The 19,018-nt window shown below is 66.6% G+C and carries 19 protein-coding genes; 10 read left to right on the plus strand and 9 right to left on the minus strand.

Translation table 11 applies throughout. The features are described from left to right. The first annotated feature begins 76 nt into the window (after positions 1–76). A complete protein-coding gene (locus FMM79_RS09990; protein WP_148627361.1) occupies positions 77–382 on the plus strand; it encodes a hypothetical protein in 306 nt (101 codons plus the stop codon). A gap of 218 nt (positions 383–600) precedes the next feature. On the opposite strand, the gene ribA is transcribed toward FMM79_RS09990, so the two are convergent. The 8 genes from ribA to FMM79_RS10030 form a co-directional block, all read right to left on the minus strand. Further along, a complete protein-coding gene (ribA, locus tag FMM79_RS09995) occupies positions 601–1,662 on the minus strand; it encodes a GTP cyclohydrolase II (RefSeq protein ID WP_240339100.1) in 1,062 nt (353 codons plus the stop codon). A gap of 35 nt (positions 1,663–1,697) precedes the next feature. Beyond that, positions 1,698–2,486: an exodeoxyribonuclease III gene (xth, locus tag FMM79_RS10000; protein ID WP_148627363.1), complete on the minus strand. Its 789-nt coding sequence runs from the start codon at positions 2,484–2,486 to the stop codon at positions 1,698–1,700. Positions 2,487–2,921: 435 nt separating this feature from the next. Beyond that, on the minus strand, positions 2,922–3,599 hold the full coding sequence (locus FMM79_RS10005) for an outer membrane lipoprotein carrier protein LolA (protein WP_148627364.1): 678 nt from the start codon (positions 3,597–3,599) through the stop codon (positions 2,922–2,924). Between the two features lie 43 nt (positions 3,600–3,642). Further along, the gene (rpmG, locus tag FMM79_RS10010) at positions 3,643–3,810 is read right to left on the minus strand and encodes a 50S ribosomal protein L33 (protein ID WP_086490179.1); all 168 of its coding nucleotides are present in this window, start codon (positions 3,808–3,810) and stop codon (positions 3,643–3,645) included. A 144-nt stretch (positions 3,811–3,954) separates the two neighbouring features. Then, on the minus strand, positions 3,955–4,689 hold the full coding sequence (ppk2, locus tag FMM79_RS10015) for a polyphosphate kinase 2 (RefSeq protein ID WP_240339102.1): 735 nt from the start codon (positions 4,687–4,689) through the stop codon (positions 3,955–3,957). A 50-nt stretch (positions 4,690–4,739) separates the two neighbouring features. Continuing rightward, a complete protein-coding gene (locus tag FMM79_RS10020) occupies positions 4,740–5,552 on the minus strand; it encodes an undecaprenyl-diphosphate phosphatase (RefSeq protein WP_148627365.1) in 813 nt (270 codons plus the stop codon). An 89-nt stretch (positions 5,553–5,641) separates the two neighbouring features. Then, complete coding sequence (locus tag FMM79_RS10025) at positions 5,642–7,789, minus strand: M13 family metallopeptidase (RefSeq protein ID WP_148627366.1); 2,148 nt, start codon at positions 7,787–7,789, stop codon at positions 5,642–5,644. A 117-nt stretch (positions 7,790–7,906) separates the two neighbouring features. After that, a complete protein-coding gene (locus tag FMM79_RS10030; protein WP_148627367.1) occupies positions 7,907–9,763 on the minus strand; it encodes an ABC transporter transmembrane domain-containing protein in 1,857 nt (618 codons plus the stop codon). 248 nt (positions 9,764–10,011) lie between these two features. Between FMM79_RS10030 and FMM79_RS10035 the strand changes: the two genes are divergently transcribed. The 5 genes from FMM79_RS10035 to FMM79_RS10055 all read left to right on the plus strand — a co-directional run bounded on the left by FMM79_RS10035 (position 10,012) and on the right by FMM79_RS10055 (position 14,444). Continuing rightward, positions 10,012–11,271, plus strand: a complete 1,260-nt coding sequence (locus FMM79_RS10035; protein WP_148627368.1) for a polyhydroxyalkanoate depolymerase — start codon at positions 10,012–10,014, stop codon at positions 11,269–11,271. Positions 11,272–11,391: 120 nt separating this feature from the next. Continuing rightward, entirely contained in the window at positions 11,392–12,030 is a 639-nt protein-coding gene (locus FMM79_RS10040; protein WP_148627369.1) for a murein L,D-transpeptidase catalytic domain-containing protein, read from the plus strand. A 136-nt stretch (positions 12,031–12,166) separates the two neighbouring features. Continuing rightward, positions 12,167–12,781 carry a TetR/AcrR family transcriptional regulator gene (locus tag FMM79_RS10045; RefSeq protein WP_148627370.1) on the plus strand — a complete coding sequence of 205 codons (615 nt, stop codon included), beginning with the start codon at positions 12,167–12,169 and terminating at the stop codon, positions 12,779–12,781. A gap of 41 nt (positions 12,782–12,822) precedes the next feature. Further along, entirely contained in the window at positions 12,823–13,845 is a 1,023-nt protein-coding gene (locus FMM79_RS10050) for an XdhC family protein (RefSeq protein ID WP_148627371.1), read from the plus strand. A 38-nt stretch (positions 13,846–13,883) separates the two neighbouring features. After that, positions 13,884–14,444, plus strand: coding sequence for an NTP transferase domain-containing protein (locus FMM79_RS10055; RefSeq protein WP_256376793.1), 561 nt, complete (start codon positions 13,884–13,886; stop codon positions 14,442–14,444). 3 nt (positions 14,445–14,447) lie between these two features. Here FMM79_RS10055 and FMM79_RS10060 read toward each other — a convergent pair whose 3' ends face one another. Next, the gene (locus FMM79_RS10060) at positions 14,448–15,017 is read right to left on the minus strand and encodes a YqgE/AlgH family protein (protein WP_148627372.1); all 570 of its coding nucleotides are present in this window, start codon (positions 15,015–15,017) and stop codon (positions 14,448–14,450) included. 130 nt (positions 15,018–15,147) lie between these two features. On the opposite strand from FMM79_RS10060, the gene FMM79_RS10065 reads away from it, so the two are divergent. From FMM79_RS10065 to FMM79_RS10080, 4 genes are all read left to right on the plus strand, one after another. After that, positions 15,148–17,199, plus strand: a complete 2,052-nt coding sequence (locus FMM79_RS10065; protein WP_148627373.1) for a TonB-dependent siderophore receptor — start codon at positions 15,148–15,150, stop codon at positions 17,197–17,199. Between the two features lie 48 nt (positions 17,200–17,247). Continuing rightward, positions 17,248–17,844, plus strand: a complete 597-nt coding sequence (locus FMM79_RS10070; RefSeq protein WP_148627374.1) for a (2Fe-2S)-binding protein — start codon at positions 17,248–17,250, stop codon at positions 17,842–17,844. Between the two features lie 10 nt (positions 17,845–17,854). Continuing rightward, on the plus strand, positions 17,855–18,199 hold the full coding sequence (gene arsC / locus FMM79_RS10075) for an arsenate reductase (glutaredoxin) (protein ID WP_148627375.1): 345 nt from the start codon (positions 17,855–17,857) through the stop codon (positions 18,197–18,199). 113 nt (positions 18,200–18,312) lie between these two features. Continuing rightward, positions 18,313–18,945 carry a class I SAM-dependent methyltransferase gene (locus FMM79_RS10080; protein ID WP_148627376.1) on the plus strand — a complete coding sequence of 211 codons (633 nt, stop codon included), beginning with the start codon at positions 18,313–18,315 and terminating at the stop codon, positions 18,943–18,945. Positions 18,946–19,018 lie beyond the last annotated feature (73 nt).

The raw sequence follows: 19,018 nt of genomic DNA on the forward strand, positions 1-19,018 counted from the left end.
CCCCGCGCCTGAACCGATCCCGGCCGGGTGCTCCCTTTTGCGCGCCCTCCCCCCGCTTCGTTTCAGGACTATCCGCATGCTGCCTATTGAAAACGCTGGCGTCGTTGCCGTCGAAGAGCGCGCCCACGTCGCCTATCTACTAACCCGCTACCCTCACGAACTGTCGCTGCGCGAGGCTGAGGACCTCGCCAACTGGTTCGACCGCGTCGCCACCCCAGCCGACATCCTCGTGCTGGCCCAGGACCCGACCATTGCCCCCCACTACCGCGCGTTCCGCGCCGCCCATTACGGAGTTTCCGGACCGAGGAGAATCGGCCGGGTGCTTGTCGTGCTTGGGACGGTCGCCGCCGTCGCGGGCGCGCTATCCCTCATGGCGCCCTGACGGCAGAAGCCGGGGCGCGTTTCCCCCCAAGCATCCCGCACGCGCCCCGGCTTCCAAGTTTGCCAATGACATAAGAGAGATAATATCGAGAGCCAGCGCCCTCGGGCTCGCCGAGCTGTCAAGCTCAGGGCTCTTGCGCCGCGCTGGCGGACAGAGATGAGGTCCCCATTCGGGGGCAAGGGGGGATGGCCCCCTGAAAAAATTCTTCCTTGTTCGACCTAGAGAATGTGCCCGGTCCGGTCCCGCTTGGTATCAAGATAGCGCGCGTTGTGCGGGTTCGCAGGCAGCTTGTGCGCCACGCGTTCCACCACATCGACACCCACACCCTTAAGCGCCTCGACCTTGGAAGGGTTGTTCGTCATCAGCCGAATCGCGCCAACCTTGAGAAGGTCGAGCATCCGCGCCGCGACGGGAAAGTCACGCGCTTCGGTGGGCAGGCCGAGGCGGTTGTTGGCATCGACCGTGTCGAGCCCCTGGTCCTGCAGGCGATAGGCGCGCAGCTTGTTGATGAGCCCGATCCCGCGCCCTTCCTGGCGCATGTAGAGAAGGACGCCCCAGCCCCCTTCCTCGGCCTCGGCCGCCATGGCCCTGAGGGCTGCCTGAAGCTGCGGTCCGCAGTCGCACTTGAGCGAGCCCAGGATATCGCCCGTCAGGCATTCCGAATGAAGCCGCACCAGCGGCACACGTGCCTTCGACGGGGTACCGATCACCAGGGCGACGTGCTCACGCATGTCGTCGGCGGAACGGAAGGCGACGATCTCGCTGTTCTCGCAGACTTCGACCGGCAGACGCGCGCGCGAGGCAATGCCCAGGCGCGCAGTGTCCTTCCAGGCGTCGAGATCGGAAATCGCCACCGCCTGCGCGGCCCCGGCCTCGATGTCCGGCGCGACGAGGAAGGCTGGCAGTATCCCTGCAAGGCGCGCCAGTTCCATCGCCACGCGCGCGGCGGCGCCATCGCCGAAGCCCTCGGCCAACGGCAGCGCGGCAAAGGGGCCCTTCATCGGGTAGTCGAGATCGAGCGCCGGATCCGCAATCGCGCGCGCGGTCTCCAGCGTGAAGGCGTCCGCTGCGCGGATCAGCACCGGCGCCTCGGGCACCGCCGCCTCGCGCTGGTTGGCAAGCTTGAGCGTCACGGCCCGGGCCGAGGAAATCAGCATGCGCGGCGCGGCCGTCCCCGGCGCGAAGCCAGTCTCGGCGGGCAGGAGAATTTCGCCCTCCCCCACCTTACCGCCCACGCGAATCGGCCAGCCATGGCGCAGCGCGTCGATAGCCAGCGCCACCCGGCGCGCCGGGAGGGAAAAGGCCGGCGCCGTCCTCAGAGCGCGAACTCCGTAATCAGCGGTACGTGGTCGCTGGGCTTCTCCCACTTGCGGGTCTCCTCGACGATGTGGTGCGCCGTCGCCTTGGCGGCGAGGTCGGGCGAGGCCCACATATGGTCCAGACGGCGCCCCTGGTCCTTCTGACGCCAGTAGCTGCGGTAGGACCACCAGGAGTAGTTGCGCTCAGGCGCGGGGATGAACTGGCGGCCCAGGTCGACCCAGCCGTGCGCATCGCGGAATTTGCCAAGCGTCTCGACCTCAATCGGCGTGTGGCTGACGACCTTGAGGAGCGCCTTGTGGTCGTAAACGTCGCTTTCCAGCGGGGCGATGTTGAAATCACCCACGATCAGCGTGGGGCGGTCGATCTTCGCGGCCCATTCGGTCATGCGCGCGAGAAAGTCGAGCTTCTGGCCAAACTTGGGATTGACCTCACGGTCGGCGACATCGCCGCCGGCCGGGATGTAGACGTTCTCGACGATGAGGCCCTTGCCCTCGCCCTGCAGCTCGACCCCGACGTGGCGGGCCTCGCCGTTGTCCTGCCAGTCGTACCGGCTGCACTCGACGAAGGGGACCTTCGAGACGGTGGCAACGCCGTGGTAGCCCTTCTGCCCGCTGATCGCGCGGTGGGTGTAGCCCAGGCGCTCGAACATCTCGTGCGGGAAGAGATGCTCGGCGACCTTGATTTCCTGGAGGCACAGGACATCGGGTGCCTGCTCGGTCAGGAAGCGCTCGACCTGGTCGATGCGCAGACGGACGGAGTTGATATTCCACGTGGCAATTTTCATGGGAGCCGCTTTAGGCAGCGCATCGCCGAAAGGCCAGAGGGCGCGCCTCCCCTTTTCGCATGTGGCCGGAGGCCGGAGCGCATCGCCACCAGGCAAACAAAACCCTCGAGCCGGGGGCAAAGGCTCGAGGGTCCTGTCAGCGTTCGTCACGCTTGCCGGCCGGTCTCTTGAGAGGCATGGGCAACAGGGGGGAAACCCGCCTCAGACCGTTTCGACACACCCTATGTAGGACGACTTGGCTGTCTGTGAAGTGAACAGCCTGCGCGAAAATGTCGCCGTTTGTCGCAAGAATGTGCACGCCCGCGACCAGATGCAGATTCCCATCGACGAAACGCGCACGCCTGCCCAGCCCGTCCTTTCAGGCCGCATACGAAAAAGGGCCCGGACATGGTCCGGACCCTCTATGGGAAACCAACAGTGCGAGCAGCGCAGCGCTCAGTGCGGGCGGCGGCGCGGGCGCGGGTCCTCCCAGCGGAAGGCATCCTCGCCCACCGCCACGCCGTAGCGCTGGTTGGAAAGCTGGATCGTGGTGCGCGTGTTCTGCGCGTCGAGCGCGACCCAATAGGCCAGTTCAAGGCCACCCGGCGCGGACGCCTTGCGGGTGAAGATCAGCGTGATGATCCCGTACTCGGGATGCTCGCTGTCGCGCACCTCGACCGAAATCACGTCCGGATTGCCGGTGTCACGCACGGTGCCGTACTTGGCAACATCGCGGCTCGGGTCGAGCAGCGCGCCGAGAGGGCTGTTTTTGATCGGCCAGCGCTGGACCTGGTTGACCTCATAGTCGATCATGGTCAGCGCCTTGCCGTCACCCACGATCAGCATCGGCACGCTTTTCTCATACTCGAAGCGGATGCGCCCCGGACGCTTGAGCGTGAGCTTGCCCTTCACCTGCCCACCGTTGCGGTCGCGCTGGATGAAGTCGGCCTTGAGCGTGGAGATCGCGCGCAGCGCCTTGACCGCCTGGTCGAGCTTGGCGGCATCGCCGCTAGCGGGTGCAGCCAGAACCGGAGCGGGCGAAAGCGTGGCGCAAACGCCTAGCGCGGCCGCTCCCAAGGCAATGGGGGCCGCCGCGCCGGAAATCATGCGAAAGGTCTTCGTCAGTGTCTTCATGGCAAGGGCTCCTGGGCCCAGCGCCTTGAACCGACGGTGAACCTTACTTGATCTTAGCTTCCTTGAACTCGACGTGCTTGCGCACGACGGGATCGTACTTACGGAAGGTCATTTTCTCGGTCGTGTTCCGGGGATTCTTCTTCGTGACGTAGAAAAAACCGGTGTCAGCGGTCGAGACCAGACGGATCTTGACGGTTGCGGGCTTCGCCATGGCGGGTTCCTGTAATCTCTCGTTTCAGCCGCCCTGGCAGGCCGGCATCTGCGTTGAAAATGGAGCGGGTGGCTTTGCAGCGCCGCCCTTCAAGGTTGCGCCCCTTGCGTCATGGGTGCCCTAAAGTCAAGGCAGCGACGACGCTCAAGGCACTTCATAGGGCGGAATCGGCGCGATCAGCGTGAATTCTTCCACGGCGGGCGCCTTTTCAAGTGGCTCAATGACAATTTCGGGGGGATCGACTCGGGTGTCAGGCAGCCGATCAAGCAAGTTGCGAATCAGGGTGAGCCGCCCCCGCTTCTGGTCGTTGAAGTCGACCAGCGTCCAGGGCGCGTGGCGGCTGTGGGTCGCCTCCAGCATGGCGGCGCGTGCGCGGCTGTAGTCTTCGTACTTCACGCGCGCGGCGAGATCGACGGGCGAGAGCTTCCAGCGCTTGAGCGGGTCCTCCCGCCGTTCGCGCAGGCGCTCCTCCTGCTGCTCCTGGTCGCAGGTCAGCCAGTACTTGAAGAGGAGGATGCCGTCATCGACCAGCATGCGCTCGAACGCCGGGGTCTGGGCGAGGAACTGCTCGACCTGCGCGCTCGTGGCATAGCCCATGACTTTTTCCACGCCCGCCCGGTTGTACCAGGAGCGGTCAAACAGCACGATCTCGCCGGTGCTGGGAAGGTGCTGGACGTAGCGCTGGAAGTACCATTCGCCCTGCTCGCGCGCGCTGGGCGGTCCCAGCGCCACGGTGCGGCACTGGCGCGGGTTGAGATAGGAGGAGACGGCGTGGATCGCCCCGCCCTTGCCCGCCGTATCACGCCCCTCGAACAGGACCACGATGCGCGCGCCGGTCGCCTTGGCCCAGCGCGCCATGGCGACGAGTTCTTCCTGCATGGGGGCAATCGCCGCCTCGTAGTCCTTCTTCTTCAGCCGCCCCGCCACGCTCAGGCGCGGCCCAGCAGGAACAGCGCGAGGGCGCCCGCGGCCAGGCGATACCAGGCGAACGGCGCAAAGCCCGAACGGCTGACGAAGGCCATGAACGCCTTGATGACGACCAGCGCGACGACGAAGGAGACGACGAAGCCTATGGCGATCTCGCTCCAGCCGACAGGTCCTGTGCCTGCCATCAGTTCTTCGCGGTGCTTGACGATCGAGAGGAAGGTGGCGCCCACCATCGTAGGCACGGCGAGGAAGAAGCTGAATTCGGCTGCCGTGCGGCGCTCGATGCCCATGGCCAGCGCGCCCATGATGGTCGCGCCCGAACGGCTGGTGCCCGGCACCATCGCCAGGCACTGGGCAAAGCCCACGCCCACGCACTTGGAAATCGGCAGTTCGGCAACGCCCGTCAGCGGACCGGGCCTGGCCACCTTCTCAATGGCAAGGATGGCAATGCCACCCGCAATCAGCGCCCAGGCGACGACATTGGGCGAGCCCAGCAGGCTCTCGATCCAGTCGTTGAGGAGGAGACCCAGGACTGCCGAGGGCATGAACGCGACGAGGACGTTGCGCACGAAGCGGATCGAGGTCGGATTCAGGTGGAGGAGGCCTGCTCCCACCGCCCAGAAGGTGCGCCAGAAGTGGGCAATTACCGCCAGGATCGCGCCCAGCTGAATGACGACGTTGAACGTCGCCCACATGTCGGAATCATATCCGAAGAGCTGGGTGGCAAGGATGAGATGGCCCGTCGAGGAGACGGGCAGAAACTCGGTGAGTCCCTCGACAATGCCGAGGAGAATAGCGGTCACGGTAAGGTCCATCGCGGACAAAGTTCATGCAGCTCGCGGGGAGCAAGTCAACCCACCGCGCGCTGCACTGCAATAAAACGCCAAGAAAAGGCGCTGAACCGTTACCAGATACGCACACGCTTTTCAGGCGGCAGGTACAGTTCGTCGCCCGGCTTTACATCGAACGCCTTGTACCACTCGTCGAAATTGCGAACGATGCCGTTGACGCGGTACTGCGGCGGGGCGTGCGGATCGGTCATCAGCATCTGGCGGGCCTGGGCCTCGCGGGTCTTGCTGCGCCAGACCTGCGCCCAGCCCATGAAGAAGCGCTGGTCGCCGGTGAAGCCGTCGATCACCGGGGCCTCCTTGCCGCCCAGCGCCATCTTGTAAGCCCGATACGCCAGGCTAAGCCCGCCCAGATCGCCGATGTTCTCACCCATGGTGAGCTTGCCGTTCACGCAGGTCTCGCCATCATCGAAGGGGCAGAAGCTGTTGTACTGGGCTTCCAGCTTGTCCTGCAGTTCCTGGAAGTGCGCCTTGTCCTGCGGGGTCCACCAGTCGCGCATGTTGCCCGTGCCGTCCGATTTCGCGCCCTGGTCGTCGAAACCGTGGCCCATCTCGTGGCCGATCACCGCACCGATGGCGCCGTAATTCACCGCCGGATCGGCCGAGAGGTTGAAGAACGGGGGCTGGAGGATTGCCGCCGGGAAGACGATCTCGTTCATCGTCGGGTTGTAGTAGGCGTTGACCGTCTCGGGCAGCATGGCCCACTCGCTGCGGTCGACCGGCTGGCCGATGCGGCCCATCTCGAAATTGTTTTCCCAGGCCCCCGCGGCAAGGCTGTTGCCGATCGGGTCCCTGGCCGAAAACTCCAGCCCGTCATAGGTCTTGAAGGTGTCCGGGGCGCCGATCTTGGGGGTGAAGGCGTCGAGCTTGGTCTGGGCCTCGCGGCGGGTTTCCGGGCCCATCCAGTCGAGTTCCTGGAGGTTCACCGCCATGGCCTTGCGCAAGTTGGCGACGAGGGTCTCCATCTTCGCCTTCTGTTCAGGCGGATAGTAACGCTCGGCATAGAGCTTGCCGACGAGTTCGCCTGCCAGCCCCTCGACCGCCGCGACGCCGCGCTTCCAGCGCGGGCGCTGCTCGGGCTGGCCCGACAACGTGGTGCCGTAGAAGGCGAAGGAGGCCGCGTCGATGTCGCTGGGAAGCATCGAGGCGTGCCCGCTGACGAAGCGCGCGGCGAGCCAGGCCTGCCAGGTGGCGACCGGAACCTCGTCGACCAGCTTCGCGACGACGGGCAGGCCGCCGCCCATCAGCGCCTGCGCCTGCGCGGCGTCGAGGTTGGCCGCTTTCAGTTCCTCCTCGGTCGCCGGGATCTCGCTGGCGATGACGTAGGAGGCCTGACCTGCGCCCAGCGTGTCGAGGAACGTCGCGAGCACGCCCGAGGAGCCCAGCGCCTCGTATTGCGCGCGGGTCAGCTTGTTGTAGGTGAGGTCATCGTTGCGCGAAGCGACGCGGTCCCAGTCGGCCTCGGCAATGCGGGTTTCGAGCGAGAGCACGGCCTTAGCCGCGCTTCCCGCGTCCTGGTACCCGACCTTGCCGAGCACGAACGTCAGGTAATCCAGGTAAGCGCTGCGGATCTTCTGCGAACGCTCGTCGGTCTTGAGGTAGTAGTTGCGGTCGGGCAGTCCCAGACCCGAAACATAACTGTGCAGCGCGTAGATGTCGCTCTGCTTGGCGTCCGCGCCCACGTAGACGCCGATGGGCGACGCATAGCCCGGCGAGGCAAACAGACCGGCCAGATCCTGCGGCGTCTTCGCGGCAAAGATGCGCTCCATGTAGGGCTGGATCGGGGCGAGGCCCTTCGCGTTGATCGCATCGACGTCCATGAACGCCTTGTAGGCCGCAGCCACGCGCGCCGCGTCGCTGCCCGGCGCCGGGTTCGAGGCAATGAGTTCGTTCATGATCGCGTGCATGCGATGCTGCGAAAGCTCGTTCAGCTCAAGGAACGAACCCCAGCGCGTGCGGTCGGCGGGCAGTTCCACGCTGTCGATCCATTCGCCGCTGACGTAGCGGTCAAAATCGTCACCGGGCTTGGTCGCGGTGTCCATCCACTGTGTCTGGATGCCGAAATCGCCCCAGTCGTCCGAGGGCGTGAGCGGGGAAGCTTCCTGGGCGCTGGTCGACTGCGGCGCGGAGAGAACGGGGGAAGCGAAAGCGATGGCGAGGCCGCTCGCCGCGAAAGCGAGGGCACGCCCCTTGAAGTTACGCATGGATTACCTTTGCTTGGGGGTTAGGCGTCGGTGTCGACCTCTTACGGATCGATCAAAGCCCGGCAAGATAATTGCAATTCGGCGCAACGCCAGCGCGCAAGCCCGCCGCCCATGTCGTTAGCCGAGCGCTGTCGCCCGTTCGTCGAACTGGAGCGAGGCGAGCCGTGCATAGAGACCCCCGGCCTGCGTGAGCGCGGCATGGGTCCCTTGCTCGACGATTCGTCCGCCATCCATGACCACGATCCTGTCGGCCTCGCGCACGGTCGACAAGCGGTGCGCGATGACCAGCGTCGTGCGGCTACGCATCAGCGTGTCGAGCGCGTCCTGCACCAGCCGCTCGCTCTCCGCGTCGAGCGCGCTCGTCGCCTCGTCCAGAAGCAGGATCGGCGCATCGCGCAGAAGTGCGCGCGCAATCGCGATGCGCTGGCGCTGGCCGCCCGACAGGCGCGCGCCGTCTTCGCCCAGGAACGTATCGAGCCCCTCGGGGAGCATGCCCAGGAAACCTTCGGCATTGGCAGCGCGGGCGGCCTCCCAGATAATCGCATCGTCCGCGTCCGGCTGGCCGTAACGCAGGTTTTCGCGCGCGCTCGCAGCAAACAGCACGCCCTCCTGCGGGACCAGCGCGATGCGCGCGCGCACGTCACTCGGGTCCGCCGAGGAGAGCGGCACGCCGTCGATCTTCACCACGCCCGCTTGCGGGTCGTAGAACCGCTCGGCGAGCTGGAACAGCGTGGACTTGCCCGCCCCTGAAGGGCCGACGATGGCGACCGTCTCGCCCGGCTCCACGGTCAGGCTGAAGTCGACCAGCGCGGCCATGTCGGGCCGGGTGGGATAGCGAAAGGTGACCTTCTCGAAGGCGATCTTGCCGCGCGGCGGCACAGGGAGCGTTTGCGGGCGCGCGGGCGCCGCGATCTCGGGCTCTTCGGACAGCAACTCGGCCAGACGGCTGGCCGCACCTGCCCCGCGCACGAGGTCGCCATAGACCTCGGTCAGCGATCCGAACGCGCCCGCCACGATACCCGCCGTGACGACGAAGGCGGCGATGGTGCCGCCCGTGATCGCCCCTTCTGCGACGCCGAGGGCGCCGCGCCACATGATGATCGTAATCGAGCCGAAAATGAGGAACATCATCACCGCGGTCATCACCGCGCGGATGAGAATGCGCTTGCGGCCGGTATCAAAGGTGCGCTCCACCGCGGCGCTGAAGCGCCCGCCCTCACGCTCCTGCTGGTTGAAGGCCTGGACCACGCGCAAGGCGCCCAGCACTTCAGCGGTCATCGCGCCTATGTCGGCAACACGGTCCTGGCTCTTGCGCGCGACGATGCGCAGGCGCCGCCCGAAGACGGTGATCGGCACGATCACCACCGGGATCGCGACAAGGAGCCCGGCCGTCAGACTGGGCGCAAGCGCGAAGAGAAAGATCACGCCCCCTGTCGCCATGATCGCGTTGCGCAGCGCGACCGAGACGGTGGTGCCCACCACCTGCTCGATGATCGCGGTGTCCGCGGTCATGCGCGAGGCGATTTCCTTGGGGCTGTTTTCCTCGAAGAAGCCCGGCGCAAGCGCGAGCAGGTGGCGTTGGACGCGCAAGCGAATGTCGGCCACCACGCGCTCGCCCAGCCAGGACACCGAGTAGAAACGGATCGAGGTCGCAATGGCAAGAATCACCACCACGCCCAGCAGCATCAGGAACCAGGAGCGGATCACGTCGTGATCGGCCCCTTGCGCGAAGCCCTGGTCGATCACGCTGCGAAAGCCATAGGGGATCGCCAGCGTCGACATCGCCGAGACGACGAGCGCGATACCCGCCACGGCCATCCGCCCCGGATACTTGAAGAGTTCGCGCCAGACCATCGCGAGCGGGCGCAGCGAGCGCCGGGGGCGTTTGGGCGCCGCATCCGCGCGAGGAACAGGTCCTTGCGCGCGGGGGACTGGGGTCTCGATGCTCTCGGCCGGGCCGTCTGGGGCTTGCATGATCCAGCGCCTTACAAGGTCGCAGCCGTGAGGGAAAGGGCAAGTCGTGCGCCCCGGCTTTCAGGCCCCATTCACTGTCACCCGCCAATATCTGAAAGGATACGAAGCGCTTAGCGGAATTGCGTAACGCTTATCGTCTTTTCACCTTGGACTATTCGGTAATGCCGCATTGCACGGCCACGCTTTAGAGACCAGATAGCGCCTAGAAATGGCATGCCGCCTCCCCCCGGGCGGCCAGGAGATACCACTTGCTTTACAACGCCTACGAATTGCAGCGCACCATGCTCAGCGGCGCGGCGGCCTGGGCTTCGGTCGGCGCCGAGCTTTTGACCAATCCTTCCCTTCCCATGGGTTACATGAGCTTCGGCAACTACATGGCCTCGGCCCTCGACGTCTTCGCGCACGCCACGGCGCCGCGCGGCAAGCCCACCTTCGACATCGAATCGGTCGAGGTCGACGGAACGCTCAACGCGGTTACCGAATCGATTGTCCTGCAACGCCCCTTCGGCAACCTGCTTCGCTTCGAGCGCGCCGGGCTTCCCAAGGACGCCCCGCGCCTTCTGATCGCCGCCCCCATGAGCGGCCATTACGCGACTCTCCTGCGCGGCACGGTTGCGCGGATGGTGGAAAGCAGCGTGGTCTACATCACCGACTGGGCCGACGCGAAAATGGTGCCCGAAAGCGAAGGCCGCTTCGATCTCGATGATTATATCGACTACCTGATCGGCTTCCTGGAGTTCATCGGCCCCAACACGCATATGCTCGCCGTGTGCCAGCCCTCGGTCCCTGCCTTTGCGGCCGCCGCCGTCATGGGCAAGCACAAGAACCCGTGCCGCCCGGCTACGCTCACCATGATGGGCGGCCCTATCGACACCCGCGAGGCACCCACCAGCGTCAACGACGTGGCGATGAACCAGCCGCTGTCGTGGTTCAAGCACAACGTCATTGCCACCGTGCCGCTATCCTATCCGGGCGCCGGTCGCGAGGTCTATCCCGGCTTCCTTCAGCTCGCGGGCTTTATGGCCATGAATCTGGGCAACCACATGATGAGCCATTACGGCATGTTCAAGCACCTTGTCGAAGGCGACGGGGAAAGCGCGGGCGCGACCAAGGCCTTCTATGATGAGTACCGCTCGGTCTGCGATATGACCGCCGACTTCTACCTGCAGACGGTCGAGCACGTCTTCCAGAAGCACTCACTGCCCAAAGGCGAGTTCGTGCACCGCGGCGAAGTGATCGATCCGGGCGCTATCCGCGACACCGCGCTTCTTGCCGTCGAGGGTGAGAGGGACGACATCTCGGGGATTGGGCAGACCCGCGCGGCGCTGCACCTTGCGCCCAATCTGCCCGAGGCGAAGAAGCGCTACTACCTCGCCGAGAAGGTCGGCCACTACGGCATCTTCAACGGCTCGAAGTGGCGCGGGCGCATCGCCCCGGTGCTTGAGGACTGGATGCGCACGCACCCCACGGTCGAGACCGCCACGAAGGCGAGCAAGGCCAAGGCCTGACCAACAGGCACCACGGATCGGCAAAAGGAGCCGGGGCAGGCGACAGGACGCCTTCCCGGCTCGCCGATCCGCACGCCTGCCCGCTGGCGCACGCGGGCCTTATGTGGTATTTTGGCTGTCATGAATCCACTGCTTGGCCGACGACATTTCCTTCACGGCAGCCTCGGGGCCGGGCTTGCCCTGACCCTTCCGGGCCGGGCGCTGGCAGCAACCGCGCCCGCCGCCGCTGCATCCACCACGCCCTATGAGCGCCGCGTCCTTGAGGCCGCGCACGCGCAGGCCGCGCGCGTCGGCGATGCGGTCTGGCGCAAGGACATCGTGGGCATGGCCGACTTCGCCCTGCCCTCGTGGAAGCCGCGCCTGCACTTCGCCAATCTGGAGAACGGCACGGTCCGCTCATTTCTGCTCGCCCATGGGCGCGGCTCGGACCCAGAACACAGCGGGTGGCTGCAGTCCTTCTCGAACGAGCCGGGATCGCTTGCCACCTCGCGCGGGGCCTTCCTCACCTGCGAGTGGTACAAAGGCAAGTACGGCACCTCGATCCGTCTTGTCGGTCTTGATGACGACAACTCCGCCGCGCTCGAGCGGCTGATCGTGGTCCACCCGGCCTGGTACGCCGATGCCGCGATGCTCGACAAGTACGGCAAGCTAGGCCGCAGCGAGGGCTGCTTCGCGATGGGCGATGCCGATTTCAAGCAGGCGCTCTGGCACCTCTCGGGCGGACGCCTGCTCTATGCGGATCGTATCGGCGAAGACTGATCCGGCCCCTGCGTTAACGAGCGCAAAGCCCGAAAAACCGCGATTCGCGGCCTGAAAAATTCGCTTGGCGAGCATTTCAGCAATAAACCCGGGGGTTTGTTAGACAGCTATTCGGCAGAGTGATACGCGCCCGGCCATGGAGAAAAACCTCACGGCCCTCAAGCAGGAGGCACCCACCGACGCACGCCAGGTCCGTTCCCGCAAGGCACTGAACGCGGCGCTGCTCGACCTGCTCGCCCAGCGCACCTTCGACGAACTCACCATTCGTGAGATCACCGCGCGTGCAAACACCGGTTACGCGACGTTTTTCCGGCACTTCAGCACCAAGGAAGCGCTGCTTTCCGATCTCGTCGTCGATCCCATCGACGAACTGCTCACCCGCACGCTCGCCCTGCTCGACAAGCCCGGGACCAGCGATGGGCCGAACGTTCGCGAACTGTGCGCCTGGGTCGCAGGCGACCGCGCTTTCTGGGCTCCGCTCCTCACCGGAGGCGCGGCCGGGCTCGTGCGTTCGGAATTCCTGCGTCAGGCCCGTGAACGTGCCGCAGCCGGCCATGGCCTCCATCGCGAGGACATCTGGCTTCCCGCCGACCTCGCGCTGGTCCACGGGGTCAGCTCGGTCATCGGCGTGCTCACCTGGTGGCTGCGCCAGGGCGAGGACGGCAGCCTCGAGCAGGTTGTCATGATCCTCGAACGCATGGTAATTGCCCCGATCACGCAGGACGCAGCTGTCGCAACAACGCTGTCCTGAAAACGGGACACCACCGGACAGACCACGGGCGCCACCAACGCATGACACACACCGAGATTGCGGCGCCTTTCGCCGAGATTGCCGACGCCGACTGGCCGACTTTCGGCTGGAGCGATGATATTCGGCCCGCGCTCGCGCGCGCACTTGAGGCTGGGCAACCCGCCGTCCTTGCCACGCTCTACAAGGTCGAAGGCAGCGCACCGCGCGGCGCCGGCTCCCAGATGCTCTTCACCCCCGAGGACACCGACACGGCACGCATCGCAGCCACCGGCTACTTCTCGGGCGACTGCATCGAGGGCGATGTGGCGAGCCACGCCGCCGCCGTCATGGCCGATGGTGGGCCGCGCCGCCTCCACTATGGCATGGGTAGCCCGTGGATTGACATTCGCCTGCGCTGCGGGGGCGCACTCTATATCCTGGTCGAGCGCATCGATCCGGCCTGTCCTGCCGCGCGCAGCCTGCTCGACCATGCCCGCGCCCGCACCTCGTGCCGCTGGATCAGCGATGGCACCACGCGCCGCGTCGAACCGGGAGGCGGTGCCTTGCTCGATCGGGAGGACGCCGACGCGGTCTGCCTCGCGCGCCGCTACGACCCGCCGCGCCGCCTGATCGTCTCGGGCGGAGATCCCGGCGCGCTGGCCGTCGCGCGGCTGGCAGCGCTCAGCCAGTTCGAGACCATTCTCGTGCGCCCCGATGGCCCAGCCAGCCCGCCGCCCTTCCCGGTTTCGCAGTACCGCCGTGAGGATCCGGCCCGCGCGCTGGAGGACCTCGGCCTCGACCGCTGGACCGCCTATCTGGGTGCCACCCACGAGGACCACCATGATCTGGGCGGATGCCTTGCCGCGCTGCGCGGCGAGACAGGCTACGTCGCGATGATCGGCGCGCGTTCGCGGGCCCCGGCACGCCTCGCCGCGCTCAAGGCCGCGGGCGCGAGTGCGGACGAACTGGCACGCCTGCACCTCTCGCCCGGCATCTCCGGGCTTGGCAAGGCGCCCTGGGAAGTCGCCACCGGGATCATCGCCGAGATCATGCAAGCTCTCAACCCGGCCGGAGAGCGCGCCTGAGCGCGACCGCCAACCTGCCCACGCGCGCTGCACTCGTCCTGGCGGCCGGGTCCGCACGGCGGTTCGGCTCGGACAAGCTGTCCGCGACCTTCGAGGGCGAGCCACTGGTCCACCACGCCATCCGCACGGCCTGCGCCGCGCCCGTCGACAGGGTTCTCATCGCCGCGCATCCCGACCTCGACCTTTCGCAGTGGCAAGCGCCCGAGAACAGTCCGTCCGTCACGATCCTGCGCGTGGAGAGCGCAGCGCTGTCCACCACGCTCAAGGCAGGCGTCGCCGTGCTCGGCGATGTGGACGCGCTTTTCGTGTTCCTGGGCGACATGCCCCGTGTGCCTCCCGGCGAAGCCGCCCATCTGGCCCGGATACTGGATGACCACTTCGCCGCATGGCCGCGCCACGCGGGCAAGCCCGGTCATCCGGTCCTGCTCTCTGCGCGCGCACTGGCGCACGTGCCTACGCTGACAGGCGATGCCGGTGCCGGGCAGATCCTGCGCGGGCGCACCGATGCGGTGGTTCACGAGACGGAAGATCCCGCCGTCCGGCTCGATATCGATCGCCCGGAAGACCTCGCGCGCCTTGAGGGGATACACGAAGACTGAGCTTCAGGCGTTCCCGGTTTGGTTGGCGAGAAGCCCCGGATCGATACCCTCGTGCTTCCACGCACCGGCCCAGCGCGCCTCGGCGGAGGTATCGAAGAGCACCTCGCGGCTGCCCTGCGCGGCGTACCAGCCGTGATGGCGCATCTCCTCTTCCAGCTGCCCTGGCGCCCAGCCCGCATAGCCCAGCGCCATAACCCACTGGCTTGGACCGCGCCCCTGCGCAATCGCGCGCAGGATATCCATCGAGGCAGACAGCGCGCACAAGGGGCCATCCTCGGCGTGAACCTCGATCGAGTCCCCTCCACCCCAGTCGAGCGAATGCAGGACGAACCCGCGCCCCGGCTCCACCGGTCCGCCGTTCAGCACCGCGCAGTCGGGCGCAAGCGCGGTGTCGAGTCCCAGGTCGTCGAGAATAGCATGGAAGGTCACGCCCTCGCGCACTTCGCCCACGTTGATGCCTAGCGCACCGTGTTCATCGTGCACGCACAAGACGTTCACCGAACGCTCGAAACGCGGATCGAACATGCCCGGCATGGCGAGAAGCATGCGGCCGGCAAGATATTGTCCTTCCATTACCCTTTCGGACTCTACCCGTCTGTCCGCGCGCGACAAGGTGCAAGACTTCCTTTTCGCGCGGATGGGGTGAATAAAGTCACGGTAAGGGGTTGTTCCCGCCTCATCGGCAATTAAGCCTGCCCGGGTCATGAAAAATACGATTGTACAAAGCCTGTCAGGCACCACCGCCCTCGTTCTCGGCCTCGTTGCAAGCAGCAGCGCGCTGGCCGCGGACGCCGAGGCCCCCACGGCGATGGAGAGCGCCGAAGCTGGGCCCATCATCGTCACCGGCCACGGCCTTGCCGAAAGCCCGGCGACCGTCGCCTACGACGTTGAGACCATCGCGCGCGACGAGCTTGTGTCGAGCGCGTCGGGCCGGATCGAGGATGTCCTGTCCTCGGTTGCCGGCTTCCAGCAGTTCCGCCGCTCCGACAGCCGCTCCTCGAACCCGTCCGCGCAAGGCGCCACGCTGCGCGCGCTGGGCGGCAACGCGTCCAGCCGCGCGCTGGTCCTCCTCGACGGCGTCCCCGTCTCCAACCCCTTCTTCGGCTACGTCCCCTTCACCGCGCTCGCGCCCGAGCGCCTGTCCTCGGTGCGCGTCACGCGCGGCGGGGGCGCGGGCGCCTTTGGCAGCGGCGCGATCTCAGGCACGATCGAGCTGACGAGCGCCGGGCCGGAAACCCTCGGCGCCTTCTCCGGCACCGCCCTCGTCAACGACCGGGGCGGCACGCAAGGCTCGGCCAGCACCGCACAGAAGCTGGGCAAGGGCTTCATCGTTGCCGCTGTGCAGTGGGACCGGGGCAAGGGCTTCTGGACAACGCCCAAGGACCAGCGCGTGGACGCATCTGCGCGCGCGGCCTACGAGAGCCTGTCCGGCTCGCTGCGCGCAGTCGCACCGCTGGGTGAGACGCTGGAAATCCAGGCCTCGGCCCTTGTCTATGACGACCAGCGCACGCTGCGTTTCGAGGACGCGGACAGTTCCGCCTCGGGCCAGCAGGCCAGCCTTCGCCTCGTAGGCCGGGGCGAATGGCAGTTCGACGTGCTGGGCTATGTCCAGGCGCAGGACTTTTCCAACCGGGTCATCAGCTCCACCCGCTTCGTGCGCGCGCTCGAGCAGATCAAGACCCCCACGCTGGCGACCGGCGGCAAGTTCGAGTTGCGCCCGCCAGTCGGCGCCGACCACGTGCTGCGCCTTGGCGCCGACATCCGCCTTGTCGGCGGGCATCTCGCCGAAGCGCCCTACAGCACCTTCACCGGGCAGCAGACCGCCTTTCGCCGCGCGGGCGGCGACCAGTCGGACCTCGGACTGTTCATCGAGGACGACTGGACGCTGGGCAATCTTGTCCTGACCGCGGGCGCGCGCGCGGACCGCTGGACGATCCGCAACGGCTTCTACCGCGAACTTGATGCCGAGGGTTCGCTCAGCCAGGACACCCGCCACCCGGACCGCTCGGGCTGGGACGGGAGCTTCCGGGGCGGCGCGCTGTGGACGGTGAGCCCTGCGATCCGACTGCGCGCGGCGGCCTACACCAGCCTGCGCCTGCCCACGCTCAACGAACTCTACCGCCCCTTCGTGGTCTTCCCGGTGACCACCAACGCCAACGCTGATCTGTCCCCTGAGAAGCTGCGCGGCTACGAGGCGGGCGTGGAGCTGACGCCCGCAGAGGGCCTGCGCCTTTCGGTCACCGCTTTCGACAACAAGGTGAAGAACGCGATCGCCAACGTCACGCTCGATGCCACCACGCGCCAGCGCCAGAACGTCAATGCGATCCGCGCGCGCGGGATCGAGGCTACCGCCGCGCTCACCATGGGGACCGTCAGCTTCGACAGCTCGCTCGCCTGGACCGATGCGAAGGTTGAGGCCGATGGCATCCAGGCCGTTCTTGACGGCATGCGCCCCTCGCAGGTTCCGCGCCTCGCCGCGAGCGCCACGCTGGGCTGGAAGCCGCGCGCGGGCTGGCACCTGGCCGCCACGCTGCGCCACGTCGGCAAACAGTACGAGGACGATCAGGAAACCGATGCCCTGCCTGCCGCGACCACGCTCGATGCCTTCGCGCAGGTGCCTCTGGCAGGCCCGCTCGCGCTGATCCTGCGGGCTGAAAACCTGTTTGACGAGACCATTGTCACGCGCAACCAGTCGGGCTCGATGGACCTGGGCACTCCGCGCACGGTCTGGGCGGGCTTTCGGGTGGAGATTTGACACCCCGGCACTGGTACTTGCCCTGAGAGGTTCCTAAATACACCGGCCATGTCCCGCCTGACCGTCAACGAGCGTCCTGTCGAATTCGACATGGACCCGCAGACCCCGCTCCTGTGGGCGCTGCGCGATGCCGCGAATCTGACCGGCACCAAATACGGCTGCGGCAATGGCGACTGCGGCGCCTGCACCGTCCATGTCGACGGGGCAGCGCTGCGCGCCTGCCTCATCACCCTGGCCGAATGCGAAGGGCGCTTTGTCACCACCATAGAGGGCCTTTCGCGCGACCGTTCGCACCCGGTGCAGCAGGCGCTGGTTGCCGAGCAGGCGATCCAGTGCGGTTTCTGCACGCCCGGCATCGTCATGGCCGCCGCCGCGCTCCTCAAGGGCAATGCCAACCCGAGCGAGGCCGAGATCGCGGCCGCTATCCCGAACTTGTGCCGCTGCGGCGTGACGCCCCGCTTGGTGCGCGCCATTTCGCGCGCCGCACGCGTCCAACGCCGCGCGGAGACGATCAGCGCCGCGCCCGCGCCGGGCATACCCACAGACGCCGCTGCGCGGAGCGTGCCTGCGCTGACGCCCGGCGAGGTACCCCAAACAAGTTCCCATCCCGCGGCCCACCCCACGGCGGACCGCCCAGCCACCTGAGGAGAGATCCATGAAGGCCACCATCTGGCACAACCCCAAGTGCGGCACCTCCCGCAAGACGCTCGCTATCCTCGAAGAGACGCCGGGCGTCGAGGTCGAAGTCGTCGAGTACCTCAAGACCCCTCCCAGCGCCGAGAAGCTTGCCCAGCTCTACAAGGATGCCGGTATCACCCCACAAGCGGGTCTGCGCACGCGCGGCACCGATGCCATCGAGCGCGGGCTCCCCGAAGCCTCGGACGCCGATGTGCTTGCTGCGATGAGCGCCGAACCGATCCTGATCGAGCGTCCGCTGGTCGAGACCGACAAGGGCGTGCGGCTGTGCCGCCCGCAGGAAAAGGTCGCTGAAATCCTGTAAGATCGAAGCAGTTATAAACCCGCTTCACCCCGCCCTGCCTTGCAATGCGACGGCTAATCTGCCACCGCAAGGCACATCCATGACACAGAAGAACCGCGAGGTTACGCGCCAGCATGTCCAGCACTGAGCTTGCCCGGGAGGCCCTGCCCCAAAGGATCAAGCGTAAAGTCAAGAACGCCCTAGGCCCCTGGGGCGTTTTCCTCGAAGGGTTCGTCCGTCACCCGGTCATGGTCGGCTCGATCGTTCCCTCCTCGCGGTTCGTGATCCGCAAGATGCTGGCGCCTGTCGATTGGGACAACTGCAAGCTCTTCGTCGAATACGGCCCGGGCGTCGGCACGTTCTGCCAGCCCGTGCTCGACCGCCTGCCGCGCGACGGCATGTTGCTGGTCATCGACACCAACCCGGACTTCATCGAGTACCTGCGCCGCACGATCACCGACAGCCGCTTCGTGGCGGTGCTCGGCTCGGCCGCGGACGTGGAGGACATCGTCAAGGCCCATGGCCATGAAAAGGCCGACTACGTGCTTTCGGGCCTGCCTTTCTCCACGCTGCCCGATGGCGTGGGCCCGGCCATCGCCGCGGCCACGCACCGCGTGATCCGCAAGGGCGGCGCGTTCCTGGTCTACCAGTTCACGCCGCGTGCGCGCGACTTCATGGCCCGCCACTTCACGCGCATCGACAGTGGCCTTGAAGTGATCAATGTGCCGCCGTGCTGCATGTTCTGGGGCTGGAAGGATGAGGACTGAACCTGCCCTTGCCCCAAGTTGAGCTACAACAAAGGCCCGCCCGACCATCCGGTCCGGCGGGCCTTTTCGTATG

This window comes from Novosphingobium sp. BW1 (assembly GCF_008107685.1).
Taxonomy (GTDB): Bacteria; Pseudomonadota; Alphaproteobacteria; order Sphingomonadales; family Sphingomonadaceae; genus Novosphingobium.